The following is a 14,310-nucleotide window of genomic DNA, read 5'->3' as shown; positions in this document are numbered from 1 at the left end:
TCAGGATGGAACGGTGCAGACGGCATACGAGAACGGAACGGGCCCCGCGCGCCCGGCCTGGCGGGCGACGCCACGGCCTCCGCTCGTGCGCCAGCGACAGGGCAAGGTCATCGCAGGGGTCGCCGCGGGCCTCGCCGAGCACCTCGGGGTGCCGGTCGTCGCCGTACGCGTGGTGCTCGTCCTGACGAGCATCCCCTTCGGCGCGGGGCTCGTCGTCTACGTCTTCCTCTGGGCGACGATGCGCGAGGTCGGTGACGTCGACCCGGCCGTTGCCTCAACCCCGACCCTCTCGCCGGCGCCGGGTGCCCCGGTCGCCGACCCGGCCACCGCAGGCGGTGCCACGACGCCGACGACCGCCAGCACGGTCCGCACCCAGCACCACGTCGACCTCGCCGCCATGCGCACCTGGCTGCGCAGCGGCAACCAGGCCGTCGTCATCACGCTGCTCGGCGTGGCCGCCCTGGCCGTCGCCGGCGCGCTCTGGCTCGGCGGCGCCGGTCTCGACGTGCATGCCGAGCTCATCCTGCCCGTCGTCGCCATCGTCATCGGCGCGATCTTCTTCTGGTCGCAGCTCGACGACACCGACGCCATCGGGGCCCGCCGGCCGGTCCGCTGGATCTGGCTCGTCGTCGGCCTGGGCCTGACCATCCTCGGCCTCGTCGGCCTGCTCGTGCGCGGCACGAAACTCACCGAGCTGTGGCAGGTCGCGGGCGCCGTGCTCGCCGCGCTCGTCGGCGTGGCCGTCCTGTCGGCGCCGTGGATCCTGCGGCTGTGGAGCAACCTGCGCCTCGAGCAGGCGGCCCGTATCCGCGCCACCGAGCGCGCCGACATCGCCGCCCACCTGCACGACTCGGTGCTCCAGACCCTCGCCCTCATCCAGCGCCAGTCCGGCGACGCCGCGACCGTCGCACGGCTCGCCCGGGCCCAGGAGCGACAGCTGCGCAGCTACCTCTACGACGAGGACGCGCGTGCCGGCACGCTGGGCGCCGCCCTCACCGCGGCGATGGGCGAGGTCGAGGACCTCCACGGCGTGCCCGTCCAGCTCGTCGTCACGGGCGACCGACCCATGGACGAGCACCTCGACGCGCTCGTCAAGGCCGTCCGCGAGGCCACGTGGAACGCCGTGCGCCACGCCAGCCCGCCGGTCAGCGCCTACGTCGAGGTCGGACCCGACGCCGTCGAGGCGTTCGTCCGCGACCACGGCGCGGGCTTCGACCTCGACACCGTGCCCGACGACCGCGCCGGGGTGCGCGAGTCGATCATCGGCCGGATGGAGCGTCACGGCGGCACGGCCCGCATCCGTCGGCGTGCCGACGGCACCGAGGTCGAGCTGCGCCTGCCCGTGCGCCAGCCGCACGAGCCCGAGCCGGCCGCGACCACTCCCGCCCCGCCCGGTGCCCCTGCCGCGCCCACCGCACCTGGCACCACACCCAGCACGACCACCGGCAGCACGCCGGACCCCGAGACGCAGGAGCAGGCTTCATGACCGACCCGCGGACCATCCGCATCGTCATCGTCGACGACCACCACATGTTCCGCACCGGTGTGCGTGCCGAGCTGACCACCCTCGCGGCGACGCCACGGGCCGGGGCGTTCACGCTCGAGATCGCCGGTGAGGCCGGGGCGGTCGAGTCGGCGGTGAAGGTCATCACCGAACAGCGCCCCGACGTCGTGCTCCTCGACGTGCACCTCCCCGGCGGAGACGGTCACGGCGGCGCCGACGTCATCCGCGCCTGCGCCGGCGTCCAGTCGGGCGCCGACGTGCCCGTGCGCTTCCTCGCCCTGTCGGTGTCCGACGCCGCCGAGGACGTCATCGCCGTCATCCGCGCCGGAGCCCGCGGCTACGTCACCAAGACGATCAGCGCCGAGGAGCTGCTCACGGCGATCGGACGGGTGGCCGACGGCGACGCCGTCTTCAGCCCGCGCCTCGCCGGCTTCGTCCTCGACGCGTTCGGGGCCACCGCGGGTGAGGTCGCCGAGATCGACGAGGAGCTCGACCGTCTCTCGGCTCGCGAGCGCGAGGTCATGCGCCTCATCGCGCGCGGCTACCAGTACAAGGAGGTCGCGAAGGAGCTCTTCATCTCCGTCAAGACCGTCGAGACCCACGTCAGCTCGGTGCTGCGCAAGCTCCAGCTCAGCTCACGCCACGAGCTGACGGCCTGGGCCATGGGCCGCCGCCTCCTCTGACCTGCCGCTTCCTCCTGCGCCCTCGACCGAACGCAGCGTTCGGTCGCGAAAGCGTTGGTAGAACACAGAGTTCGCCACCGAACGCAGCGTTCGGTCGCGAAAGCGCTGGTAGAACAGTGAGTTCGCCACCGAACGCAGCGTTCGCGATGTGAGCGTGACAGGGCGTATGCCGTCAGGCGGGGTCGGCGACGAAACGGCGCAGGGCGGTGACGATGATCTCTGGGGCGTCGGTGTGCACCCAGTGCCCGGCCCCCTTGATGGTGAACAGGCGGGTGCGGGGGAAGTGCCGACGCATGCGTTCGCCGTCCTCGCGCCTGACGTAGCGCGAGTCGCCGCCGGCGACCCACAGCACCGGACCCTCGTAGGCCGGGAGCTCGTCGAGGTCGTCGGGCCAGTCCGCGATGCGTGAGTCCACCCCCAACGCCGCGTCACCCGCAACGAGGTCGAGGTTGACCTGCCAGCGCCACGCCTGCCCGTCACGCCGAAGGTTCTGCAGGAGGAACGCCTTGACGCCCGGGTCGGGCTCGGTGAAGCGGGCCTCGGCGTCGCCCCGGCTCGTCAGCTCGGCCAGCGGCAGCGCCTGCATCTCGCGGATGTAGCCCTCGAAACGCTCGAGCGAGCCGTAGCCCTTGGGCGCGATGTCGACGACGACGAGCCGCTCGACGAGCTCGGGGTGACGCAGGGCGAGCACCATCGCGACCTTGCCCCCGAGCGAGTGGCCGACGACGGCCCACCCCTCCCCGTCGCCCTCGGCCCGGAGCGTCGCGGCCACGGCGTCGGCGTACGCGTCGAGCGAGAACTCCTGCGACCACGGTGACCGGCCGTGGTCGGGGAGGTCGACGAGCAGGCACCGCGCGTCGGCGCCGTCGGGGCCGCTCACGGCCTTGGCGATCTGGTTCCAGTTGCGGCCCTGGCCGAAGAGGCCGTGGAGGAAGGCGATCCGGGGCCCGGCGGTGCCCACGGACAGGGTGTTGAGAAAGGCCTGGTCAGCAGCCGGCGTCATGACCGCGAGCCTACGCGGCGAGCCGCCTCACGCCGCTCCGGGTCGGCCGTGAGACGGCCGCAGCCGACCTCCGTGCGTGACCTCACGGGGTCGCCGGACAGCCGTGAGGCAGCCGTAACCGCGGGGTCACAGCAGACCCGGCGACCCGCAACACCGGCTCCCTAGCGTGAGCGTCACGCTCTCGCAGCGACCCCAGCCCGTCTCACTCCGACACCGTCCCGCTCGGCTCGAGCAGCCCAGGAGGAACCCCGTGAGCACCACCACCGGAAGCACGACCGACAGCACGACCGGCAGCGCCGCCGAGACCTCAGCACCCACCGCTCTCGCACCGGCGCCCGAACGTCCCGGCCGCCTCCGTGAGCTCACCGCCCCGCGCACGCGGGTCATCCGCGACTGGGACCCCGAGGACACGGCGGCCTGGGAGGCCGGCAACAAGGACGTCGCCCGTCGCAACCTGATCTGGTCGGTCGCGACGGAGCACATCGGCTTCTCGATCTGGTCGATCTGGTCGGTCATGGTCCTGTTCATGCCGCAGGCCGTCTACGGCTTCACCGCGGCCGACAAGTTCTTCCTCGTGGCCGTGCCGACACTCGTCGGCGCCGTGCTGCGGGTGCCCTACACGATGGCCACGGCCTGGTTCGGGGGCCGCAACTGGGCCATCATCAGCGGCTTCGCCCTCCTCGTGCCGACGACCCTTACGTGGTGGCTCATGGTCAACCCGGGGCACTCGTTCACGACCTTCCTGCTCATCGCGGGGCTCGCGGGTCTCGGCGGCGGCAACTTCGCCTCGTCGATGACGAACATCAACGCCTTCTACCCGCAGCGGATGAAGGGCTGGGCCCTGGGGCTCAACGCCGGTGGCGGCAACATCGGCGTCCCCGTCGTGCAGCTCGTCGGGCTCCTCGTCATCGCGACGCTCGGCAACCGCCGGCCGGAGGTCGTGTGCGCCATCTACCTCGTGCTGCTCGCCGTCGCCAGCATCGGCGCCGCGCTCTTCATGGACAACCTCGACCACCAGACGGCCAACCCCAGGGCCATGCTCGAGGTGCTGCGCCACCGTGACTCGTGGTTCATCTCGCTGCTCTACATCGGCACCTTCGGCTCGTTCATCGGCTTCGGCTTCGCCTTCGGGCAGGTGCTCAACCAGACGTTCCTCGCCGGCATGACCGGAGGGGCCGCGCCGACGCCCGCCCAGACCTCGGCCGCGAGCCTGCACGCCGCCCAGATCGCCTTCATCGGGCCGCTGCTCGGCTCGGTCAGCCGCGTGTGGGGCGGCAAGCTCGCCGACCGCCGCGGCGGTGCTGCCGTGACGTTGTGGACGTTCGTCGGCCTCACCGTCGCGGGCGTCCTCGTGACGCTCGCCGCCCGCTCGGACGACGTGACGGCCGGCGCCGCGACCGGTCTGCAGCTCACCGGTCTCATCGGCGGCTTCGTGCTCCTCTTCGTCCTCTCCGGCATCGGCAACGGCTCGGTCTACAAGATGATCCCGGCGCTCTTCGAGGCGAGGTCCGCGTCGATCCCCGGCCCCGCGGTCGAGCGCACGGCGTGGTCGCGCTCGATGGCCGGCGCCCTCATCGGCATCGCCGGCGCCATCGGTGCTCTCGGCGGCGTCCTCATCAACCTCGGGCTGCGGGCTTCCTACCAGGGCGCCGGCCACTCGGCCACGGCCGCGTTCGTCGTCTTCACCCTCTTCTACGTCGGCGCCGCCACCTTGACCAAGGTGCGCTACCGCCGATGACGACAGACCTGAGAATGCCCTCGCACCAGCTCGGTGGGCCAGCGCCCACCGAGCCGGTGGGCGTCGCCACCCACTGCGCCTACTGCGGGCTCCAGTGCGCGATGACGCTGACCGGTTCGTCGGCAGCGGACCTCACCGTCAGCCCGCGCCGCTTCCCGACGAACCGGGGTGGGCTCTGCCAGAAGGGCTGGACGAGCGCCGAGCTGCTGCGCACGCCCGGGCGCCTCACGACCCCGCTCGTGCGACGGGACGGCGTCCTCGCCCCCGCGTCGTGGGACGAGGCCCTCGACGTCGTGGCCGGTGCCATCGTGCGGACGCAGGCGGCATACGGCAGAGATGCTGTCGCGGTGTTCGGCGGCGGCGGCCTGACGAACGAGAAGGCTTACCAGCTGGGCAAGTTCGCACGCGTGGCGCTGAGGACCAGCCAGATCGACTACAACGGTCGCTGGTGCATGAGCTCGGCCGCCGCCGCGGGGATCAGCTGCTTCGGGCTGGACCGCGGGCTCCCCTTCCCCGTCACCGACATCGGGTCGGCGCACGCGGTGCTGCTCCTCGGTGCCAACCCCGCCGAGACGATGCCGCCCTTCCTGACGCACCTCGTCCGGGCTGCCGACGCCGGTGGCCTCATGGTCGCCGACCCCCGCCTGACGCCCACCGCGGCCAAGGCGGTCGATGGCGGCGGTCTGCACCTGCAGCTGCGCCCCGGCACCGACGCCGCGCTCGCCCTCGGCATGCTGCACCTCGCCGTCACGGAGGGGTATGCCGACCGCGGGTTCGTCGCGGAGCGCACCTCTGGCTTCGACGACGTCTGGCCGATCGCCGCGCAATGGCTGCCCGAGCGGGTCGAGCGCGTGACGGGCGTCGCGGTCACGACGATGCGCGCTGCCGTGGCGGCGCTGGCTCGCGCCCGCGACACCGAGCGCGGTGCCTACGTCCTGTCGGCCCGCGGGAGCGAGCAGCACGCGAGCGGCACCGACACGGTGACGGCGTTCATCGCCCTGGCCCTCGCGCTCGGGCTGCCCGGCAACCCCGGCACCGGGTTCGGGACGATCACCGGCCAGGGCAACGGCCAGGGCGGCCGCGAGCACGGCCAGAAGGCCGACCAGCTGCCCGGCTACCGCAGGATCGACGACCCGGCCGCGCGGGCCCATGTCGCCGCGGTCTGGGGCATCGACCCCGCCGAGCTGCCGGGCCCCGGCCGGAGCGCCTTCGAGCTGCTGTCGGCGCTGGGCACCGAGGGCGGCCCGCGCGTGCTCATGGTCCACGGCAGCAACCCCGTCGTCTCCGCGCCCGACGCGCGCGTCGTGACCGAGCGCCTCGCCGCCCTCGACCTGCTCGTGGTCTCGGACTTCGTCCTGTCCGAGACCGCAGCCGTCGCCGACGTGGTGCTCCCCGTGCTCCAGTGGGCCGAGGAGGAGGGGACGCTGACCAACCTCGAGGGCCGGGTGCTGCGGCGCCGTCGGGCCATCACCGCCCCGGAGGGGTGCCGCAGCGAGCTCGACCTGTGGAGCGAGCTGGCACGCCGGATCGGTTGCAGCACAGGCTTCCCCACTGACCCGAGAGTCGTCTTCGACGAGCTGCGCCGGGCCTCGGCGGGGGGTCCGGCCGACTACTCCGCGGTGACGTGGGAGCGTCTCGACGCCGGCGAGAGCCTGCACTGGCCGTGCAGCACCGAGCGCCCCCAGGGCACGCCGCGCCTCTTCCTCGACCGCTTCGCGACACCCGACGGCCGCGCCCGGTTCGTGCCCGTCGACCACGTGGGTCCTGCTGAGGCCGACGACGCGGACTACCCCCTCGTCGCGACGACGGGACGGGTGCTCCAGCACTACCAGTCAGGCGCCCAGACACGACTCGTCGCAGAGCTGTCGGCCGCCGCGGGCGAGATGTTCGTCCAGGTGCACCCCGACACGGCCGAGGCCGCCGGGCTCGTCGAGGGCGACCTCACGGACGTCGTCAGCCGACGCGGCCGCACTCGGGCCGTCGTCCGCGTCGACGAGGACATGCGTGCCGACGTCGTCTTCCTGCCCTTCCACTGGGGCGGTGACGCCCGGGCGAACTCCCTGACCCACGCGGCCCTCGACCCCACGAGCCGCATGCCGGAGTTCAAGGCGTGCGCCGTCCGCCTGGAGGCCATCGCATGACCCGCTCCCGCACACACGTCCTCGTCGTCGGCAACGGCATGGCCGGCGCCCGGCTCGCCGAGGAGATCCGCCAGCGCGACCCCGAGGCCGAGCGCTTCGCCGTCACGGTCGTCGGCGAGGAGCCGCACGCCGCCTACAACCGCGTGCTCCTGTCGACGGTCATCGCCGGAGGCATCACCCCGCGTGACACGCGCCTCAAGCCCGACGGCTGGTGGTCCGCCCGGCACGTCGACGTCCTCACGGGCGCCCGGGTCACGACGGTCGACGCGGCGGCCCGGACCGCGACGCTCGACACCGGCGGCGTCGAGCGCGTCATGGCCTGGGACGAGCTCGTGCTCGCCACCGGGAGCACGAGCTTCGTCCCACCGACCGAGGGGCTGTATGCCGGCACGCCGGGTCCCGGCGCCGCGCTGGCCGACGGGGTCGTCGCCTTCCGCACGGTCGACGACTGTGGCCGGATCGTCGAGGCGGCCGAGTCGGCTTCCACCGCAGTGGTGCTCGGCGGCGGGCTGCTCGGTCTCGAGGCGGCCCGCGGCCTGCTCGCCCGAGGTGTGGACGTCACCGTCGTGCACCCCCAGGACTTTCCGATGGACCGCCAGCTCGACGCCGACGGGGGCGCCGTCCTCACGCGCGTCGTGCGCGGCATCGGCGCGCGTCTGGTCCTCGGTCGCCTCGTCACCGCACGACACCCCTCCGTCGACGACGCCACGGCCCACGTCGTCCTCGACGACGGCACGACCCTGGCCGCCGACCTCGTCGTCGTCGCGACCGGCGTGCGACCGCGCACCGACCTCGCCGTCGCGACCGGCCTCGACGTCGCCCGAGGGGTCGTCGTCGATGACCGCTTGGCGACCTCGATCCCCCACGTCCACGCCATCGGCGAGTGCGCCGAGCACCGCGGCGAGGTACCGGGGCTCGTCCAGCCCGGGTGGGACCAGGCACGCGTGCTCGCCGACGTGCTCACCGGCGCCGACCCCGGCGCGACGTACGAGGGCACGAGCGTCCTGACCCGGCTCAAGGCCCACGACATCGACCTCGCCAGCATGGGCACGGTCGACGTCGACGTGCACGACCCGGGCCACGAGGTGCTCGCCTTCACCGACCCGAGCCGCGGCCGCTACGCCAAGCTCGTGCTGCGCCAGGACCGCCTCGTCGGCGCCATCCTGCTCGGCGTGGGGGATGCGGCCGGCGCCCTGACCCAGCTCTACGACACAGGCGCGATCGTCCCACGGGATCGCTTGTCGCTCATGCTCGGTCGCGCGATCACGAGGTCGGGAGCGACGGAGGGCGTCAACCTCGCCGAGATGCCCGGCACGGCCGTCATCTGCCGGTGCAACACCGTCACCAAGTCCGCCGTCGTCGGCGCCTTCCGGGCCGGTGCCGAGACCGTCGCAGCCGTCGCCGAGGCCACCCGGGCCACGACCGGCTGCGGCTCCTGCAAGGGCGCCGTCGACGGCCTCTGCTCGTGGCTGCGCTCGGCGGAGCCGGCAGCGGCGCCCACCGGTCCGAACGCGTCCCCGTCGCCCCAGCCCACCGCCTCACCCCTCTCCCCGTCCCCCGAACCGGTGCCGGCACCCGCCGCCCTGACCGAAGGAGCCGCCTGATGTCCACCACCGAGAACCGGACGGACACCGCCACCCGCGCCGTCGTCGTCGTCGGCCACGGCATGGTCGGCCACCGCTTCGTCGAGGCGCTGCGGTCGCGCGACACGGACAGCACGTGGAAGGTCGTCGTCCTCTCCGAGGAGGCGGAGGCGGCCTACGACCGAGTCGGTCTCTCCTCCTACGTCGGGGCCTGGGACCGCGCGTCGCTCGCCCTCGCCGGCAACACGTATGCCGGTGACGACCTCGTCGACCTCCGCCTCGGGACCCGGGCCGAGCACGTCGACCGCGACGCCCGCACCGTCACGACGAGCGCCGGCGAGGTCATCGCCTACGACGCGCTCGTCATCGCGACCGGGTCCCACCCGTTCGTGCCGCCGGTCCCCGGGCACGACTCGACGGGCTGCTTCGTCTACCGCACCCTCGACGACCTCGACGGCATTCGCGTCGCTGCCGAGTCCGCGATCGAGCGGGCCGCGGCCGAGGGCGGGGCGGCGAACGGTCTCGTCGTCGGCGGCGGACTGCTGGGCCTGGAGGCCGCCAACGCGCTGCGCCTGCTCGGCCTGACACCCCACGTCGTCGAGTTCGCCCCGCGCCTCATGCCGCTCCAGGTCGACGACGGCGGCGGGGCCGTGCTCGAGCGACTCATCGGGAGTCTCGGCGTCCAGGTGCACACGGGCGCCGGCACGAGCTCGATCGCGGCACAGGACGACGGCCGGCTCGCAGTCGAGCTGTCCGACGGCACGGCGCTGCTCACCGACCTCGTCGTCTTCTCCGCGGGCGTGCGGCCCTCCGACGCCGTGGCCCGCGCGGCGGGGCTCGACGTCGGCGAGCGGGGCGGCGTCGTCACCGACCTGGCCTGCCGCACGAGCGACGAGAACGTCTGGGCCGTCGGCGAGGTCGCCGCGGTGGAGGGCCGCTGCTACGGGCTCGTCGCACCCGGCTACACCATGGCCGAGGTCGTCGCCGACCGGCTGCTCGGCGGCGAGGCGACGTTCCCCGGCGCCGATCTGTCGACCAAGCTCAAGCTCCTCGGCGTCGACGTCGCCTCCTTCGGCGACGCGATGGCGACGACGCCCGGCGCCCTCGAGATCGTCCACACCGACGCGACGAAGGGCACCTACGCCAAGGTCGTCGTCAGCGACGACGCCAAGACGCTGCTCGGCGGCATCCTCGTCGGCGACGCGTCGGCGTACACCACGCTCAAGGCGTACGTCGGGCGCGAGGTGCCCGGCGACCCCGGCGCCCTCGTCTCCCCGGCGGGCACCGAGCTGGGCGCCGACGCCCTCCCCGACGACGCCGTCATCTGCTCGTGCAACAACGTCACGAAGGGCTCGATCTGCGGCGCGATCGCCGAGGGCGCGTGCGACCTCGCGGCCATCAAGGGCTGCACGAACGCCGGAACCACCTGTGGCGGTTGTCTGCCCACGGTCAAGAAGCTCCTCGTGGACTCGGGTGTGGAGCTGTCGAAGGCGCTGTGCGAGCACTTCGAGCAGAGCCGGGCCGAGCTCTTCGAGATCGTGGCGTCGACCGGCATCCGCACCTTCTCGGGGCTCATCGCCCGCTACGGCACCGGCACCGGCTGCGAGATCTGCAAGCCGACCGTCGCCTCGATCCTCGCGTCGACGAGCAGCGACCACGTGCTCGACGGCGAGCAGGCGGCGCTCCAGGACAGCAACGACCACTTCCTCGCCAACATCCAGAAGAACGGCACCTACTCGGTCGTCCCGCGGATGCCGGGTGGCGAGGTCACGGCGGAGCAGCTCATCACGATCGGCCAGGTCGCCAAGGACTTCGGGCTCTACGTCAAGGTCACCGGCGGACAGCGCATCGACCTCTTCGGTGCCCGCGTCGAGCAGCTGCCCGCGATCTGGCAGCGCCTCGTCGACGTCGGCATGGAGTCGGGGCAGGCCTACGGCAAGTCCCTGCGCACCGTGAAGTCGTGCGTCGGCTCGTCGTGGTGCCGCTACGGCGTGCAGGACTCCGTCGGGATGGCCGTCGACCTCGAGCACCGCTACCGCGGGCTGCGCTCGCCGCACAAGATCAAGTTCGGCGTCTCGGGCTGTGCCCGCGAGTGCGCCGAGGCGCGCGGCAAGGACGTCGGCGTCATCGCCACCGACAAGGGCTGGAACCTCTACGTCTGCGGCAACGGCGGCCAGACCCCGGCGCACGCCCGCCTGCTCGCGAGCGACCTCGACGACGAGACGCTGGTGCGCTACATCGACCGGTTCCTCATGTTCTACGTCCGTACGGCCGACCGGCTCCAGCGCACCGCGCCGTGGCTCGACGCGCTCGAGGGCGGCCTCGACCACCTCAAGGCCGTCGTGTGCGAGGACTCCCTCGGGATCGCCGACGACCTCGAGGCCGCGATGGGGCGTCACGTCGAGGGCTACCAGGACGAGTGGAAGGCCGTCCTCGACGACCCCGAGAAGCTCTCGCGCTTCGTGTCGTTCGTCAACGCCCCGGAGGAGGCCGATCCCACGGTCGCCTTCGACGAGTCCGGCCCGCGCAAGGTTCCGGTGCTGCTCGGGCTACCCACCGTCCGCGAGAACGCCTGAGTGCGAAGGGAACCCATCATGACCACACTCGTCACCCCTCCCGGGGCCCCGCCTGTCGACGTCGCACCGTCCGCTGGGCGCAGCGCCGTGCGGCCGGGCATCCTGCCGCCACCCGGCGCGAGGCAGTGGGTGCCGGCCTGTCCGGTCACGGCGCTCGTGCCGGGTCGCGGCGTCGCGGTGCTGCTTCCGGGGGGCGCACAGGCGGCCCTCTTCCTGCTGCCGAACGGCATGATCTACGCCGTCGACAACCTCGACCCGTACGCCCGCGCTGCGGTGCTCTCCCGGGGCCTGACCGGCGACCGGGGCGGGGAGCCGACCGTGGCGTCACCCCTGCTCAAGCAGGTCTTCTCGCTCCGTACCGGCGCCGCCCTCGACGACCCCGCGGTCGCCCTGCCGACGTATGCCGTCCGCGTCCAGGCCGGCACTGTCCGCATCGGCGTCCCCCTCCCCTGACCACCCGAGGCCACGAACCGGGGTCCGGTTCGTGGCCTCTCGACGGTTGAGGGCGGGGGTCAGGCGGGGTGCGCGACGAGGGCGGCGCGGAGGGCGTCCTCGAGGCCGGTCGTCGGGCGGCCGGTGAGACGCGACAGGTCGCCGCTGTCGGTGAACAGGGCACCTGCGGCGAGGCCGCGGTCACCGTCGGCGAGCACGGCGGCATACCCCTCCGGGAGGCCGGCCGCGACGAGAGCGGCCGTGTAGTCGGCGACCGGGAGGTCGGTGTAGACGATCTCGCGGCCGGCGACGCGACCCACCGTCTCGGCGAGCTCGCCGAGGGTGAACGCCTGGTCTCCCCCGAGCTCGTAGACGGCGCCCTCGTGCTCCACGCCACCCTGACCGGCGAGGACGACGGCGGCGGCGTCGGCGAAGTCGGCCCGGGTCGCGGCGCTGACGCGTCCCGCACCGGCTGCCCCGATGACGGCGCCGTGCTCGAGGAACGTAGGCAGCTGGCCGGTGTAGTTCTCGAGGTACCAGGAGTTGCGCAGGAGGGCGTGCGGCAACTCCGACGCGGCGAGCAGCTCCTCGGTCGCGCGGTGCTCGGCGGCGAGCACGAGGTCGGAGGTGTCGGCACGGGTGATGCTCGTGTAGGCGACGAAGCCGACTCCGGCGCGTGCAGCCGCGTCGATGACGTTGGCGTGCTGGGCGACCCGCTGACCGACCTCGCTGCCCGAGACGAGCAGGAGCCGGTCGACGCCGGAGAAGGCGGCGTCGAGCGAGGCGGGGTCGGTGTAGTCGGCCCGGCGCACCTGCACAGCGCGGTCGGCGAGGTCGGCGATCGACTCGGGCGTGCGGGCGGTGGCGACGACGTCGGCGGCGGGCGTGCCGCGCTCGAGGAGGGCTTCGACGACGAGACGGCCGAGGTGGCCGCTGGCACCGGTGACGAGAAGGGTCATGACGTTCCTTTCGGGTGGGGCTGACACCCACGAGAACGACCGCACCAGGTGCATACTTCCCAGAAGTTAGTACCCACTTTGAAGTAAGGTACTGACATGACGGTTAGTCCCACCCTGCGTCGGCACTTCCCCGACGGCGTCTTCTCGTCCGACTGCCCCAGCCGCGTCGTGCTCGACCACGTCACGAGCAAGTGGGGCACGCTCGTCATCCTCGCCCTCGCCGAGGGCGAGCCGCTGCGGTGGAGCGAGCTGCGCCGTCGCGCCGAAGGTGTGAGCGAGAAGATGCTCGCCCAGACCCTGCGCATGCTCGAGGCCGACGGGCTCGTCCACCGCGACGCCCGGCCCGTCGTCCCGCCGCACGTCGAGTACTCCCTCACCGCGCGAGGCAGCGACCTCGCCGAGCGGATGGTGCCGCTCATGGACTGGATCGCCGACCACGCCCCGGCGATCGTCGGCGACGCCGAGGCGTCGGCCGCTACACGTTGAGGCGGTAGCCCCGTCGCACGACCGTCTGGACGAGATGGCGGTCGGGCAGCGCCGAGCGCAGGCGGCTCACCGCCATGTCGAGCGCGTGCTCGTTCTCGGCCTCGGGCAGCTCGTCGAGCAGCCGCTCGCGACTCAGCACCGCGCCCGGCTCGGACATGAGGGCCGCGAGCATCGCGCGCGGCCCGCGAGCCAGGGTGACCGTCTCCCCGCCGAACGTCACGACCCGACCGTGCACGACGAGCGGCCCGAGCGCGGTCTGCACCTCGGCGACACCGTTGAGCGTCAGGTGCTCGATGACAGTGCGGATGAGCGCCCCCATCCGGAAGCGGTCGGGCACGATCGGCGTGACCCCGAGGTCGAGCAGCGGCGCAGCCGTCACGGGCCCGACAGCGGCCGCCGTGACCCCGCACCGCATGGCATCGACGAGCACGCCGTCCATGCCGAGCTGCGCTGCGGCAGAGACGAGTCCGTCGACCGCGGGCGCCGACGTGAACGTGACGACGTCGACCTCACGCGCCGCGACCGCCGCGACGAGACGTCCGAGCCGGCTCTCGTCCGTCGGCCGCACCCAGCGGTAGGGCGCCACCGTCAGCACCGTCGCCCCGGCTGAACGCAGCCGCTCGAGCTGCTCGACGTCCTCGTGGCCGTGCAGCTGCACGGCGACGCGCCGCCCGACGACGCCGCCCTCGAGGGCCAGCCCCACGGTCGACGCGGTGCGCTCGTCGTCGGCGATGCCGTCGTCGTCGTGATCCGCCGCGCGGACGGCGCCGCGCGCCTTGGGCCCGCGGACGATGATGCGCGCGTGGTCGAGCGTGCGCGCCAGGTCCTCACCGAGCCCTGCCGCGTCCGCGGCCTCGACCCAGCGGCGGAAGCCGTACGCCGTCGTGACGATGACGACGTCGGGCCGGCTCTCGATGACGGCGCGGGTGTCGCCGATGAGGATCTCGTCCTCGTCGACGGGTGCGATGCGCACGGCCGGCGCGTGGAGCACCTCGGCACCACGGCGCACGAAGGCGTCGATGAGGTCGCCGGACCGCCGGTCCGAGGTGACGGCGATCCGGAAGCCGTCGAGCACCGGCCCCGTGGAGTCCACGCGGGCGGCGTCGGTGTCGGGACCCGTCAGCTCGGCAGACCAGGCCGTACGCGGGTGGCTCCGACCCGCGACACCTGCGGCCCGCGCGGGTCCGGCGGGCGCGGCGGGCGCG

General features: G+C 73.2%; 11 protein-coding genes. 8 read left to right on the top strand and 3 right to left on the bottom strand.

The features are described from left to right. The first annotated feature begins 13 nt into the window (after positions 1-13). A complete protein-coding gene (locus tag ASD90_RS20565; protein ID WP_235506835.1) occupies positions 14-1,486 on the top strand; it encodes an ATP-binding protein in 1,473 nt (490 codons plus the stop codon). After that, positions 1,483-2,187, top strand: a complete 705-nt coding sequence (locus ASD90_RS20560; protein WP_056760588.1) for a response regulator transcription factor — start codon at positions 1,483-1,485, stop codon at positions 2,185-2,187. The genes ASD90_RS20565 and ASD90_RS20560 overlap by 4 nt, the downstream gene beginning before the upstream one ends. Before the next feature lie 172 nt (positions 2,188-2,359). On the opposite strand, the gene ASD90_RS20555 is transcribed toward ASD90_RS20560, so the two are convergent. Next, positions 2,360-3,190 (bottom strand): alpha/beta fold hydrolase, encoded by an 831-nt coding sequence (locus ASD90_RS20555; protein WP_056760586.1) that lies wholly within the window; start codon positions 3,188-3,190, stop codon positions 2,360-2,362. Between the two features lie 250 nt (positions 3,191-3,440). On the opposite strand from ASD90_RS20555, the gene ASD90_RS20550 reads away from it, so the two are divergent. From ASD90_RS20550 to nirD, 5 genes are read left to right on the top strand one after another with little or no spacing between them, the layout of a single operon-like run. Beyond that, positions 3,441-4,928: a NarK/NasA family nitrate transporter gene (locus tag ASD90_RS20550; RefSeq protein WP_200958667.1), complete on the top strand. Its 1,488-nt coding sequence runs from the start codon at positions 3,441-3,443 to the stop codon at positions 4,926-4,928. Then, on the top strand, positions 4,925-7,069 hold the full coding sequence (locus ASD90_RS20545) for a molybdopterin oxidoreductase family protein (protein ID WP_369793637.1): 2,145 nt from the start codon (positions 4,925-4,927) through the stop codon (positions 7,067-7,069). The genes ASD90_RS20550 and ASD90_RS20545 overlap by 4 nt, the downstream gene beginning before the upstream one ends. Further along, positions 7,066-8,673, top strand: coding sequence for an FAD-dependent oxidoreductase (locus ASD90_RS20540; protein ID WP_056760581.1), 1,608 nt, complete (start codon positions 7,066-7,068; stop codon positions 8,671-8,673). Before ASD90_RS20545 ends, ASD90_RS20540 begins: the two co-directional genes overlap by 4 nt. Next, complete coding sequence (gene nirB / locus ASD90_RS20535; RefSeq protein WP_056760578.1) at positions 8,673-11,228, top strand: nitrite reductase large subunit NirB; 2,556 nt, start codon at positions 8,673-8,675, stop codon at positions 11,226-11,228. The genes ASD90_RS20540 and nirB overlap by 1 nt, the downstream gene beginning before the upstream one ends. A gap of 18 nt (positions 11,229-11,246) precedes the next feature. After that, positions 11,247-11,681: a nitrite reductase small subunit NirD gene (gene nirD, locus ASD90_RS20530; protein ID WP_082588920.1), complete on the top strand. Its 435-nt coding sequence runs from the start codon at positions 11,247-11,249 to the stop codon at positions 11,679-11,681. A gap of 59 nt (positions 11,682-11,740) precedes the next feature. Here nirD and ASD90_RS20525 read toward each other — a convergent pair whose 3' ends face one another. Further along, the gene (locus ASD90_RS20525; RefSeq protein ID WP_056760575.1) at positions 11,741-12,619 is read right to left on the bottom strand and encodes an SDR family oxidoreductase; all 879 of its coding nucleotides are present in this window, start codon (positions 12,617-12,619) and stop codon (positions 11,741-11,743) included. A 96-nt stretch (positions 12,620-12,715) separates the two neighbouring features. On the opposite strand from ASD90_RS20525, the gene ASD90_RS20520 reads away from it, so the two are divergent. Continuing rightward, positions 12,716-13,105 carry a helix-turn-helix domain-containing protein gene (locus ASD90_RS20520; RefSeq protein ID WP_056760573.1) on the top strand — a complete coding sequence of 130 codons (390 nt, stop codon included), beginning with the start codon at positions 12,716-12,718 and terminating at the stop codon, positions 13,103-13,105. Here the strand turns inward: ASD90_RS20520 and ASD90_RS20515 are convergent. Continuing rightward, positions 13,095-14,228 carry a uroporphyrinogen-III synthase gene (locus tag ASD90_RS20515; protein WP_056761133.1) on the bottom strand — a complete coding sequence of 378 codons (1,134 nt, stop codon included), beginning with the start codon at positions 14,226-14,228 and terminating at the stop codon, positions 13,095-13,097. The genes ASD90_RS20520 and ASD90_RS20515 overlap by 11 nt on opposite strands. Positions 14,229-14,310 lie beyond the last annotated feature (82 nt).

It is taken from the genome of Terrabacter sp. Root181 (assembly GCF_001428505.1).
Lineage (GTDB): Bacteria > Actinomycetota > Actinomycetes > Actinomycetales > Dermatophilaceae > Terrabacter.
Note: the sequence above shows the minus strand (reverse complement) of the source record. Positions and strands in the feature narration are given on the sequence as shown.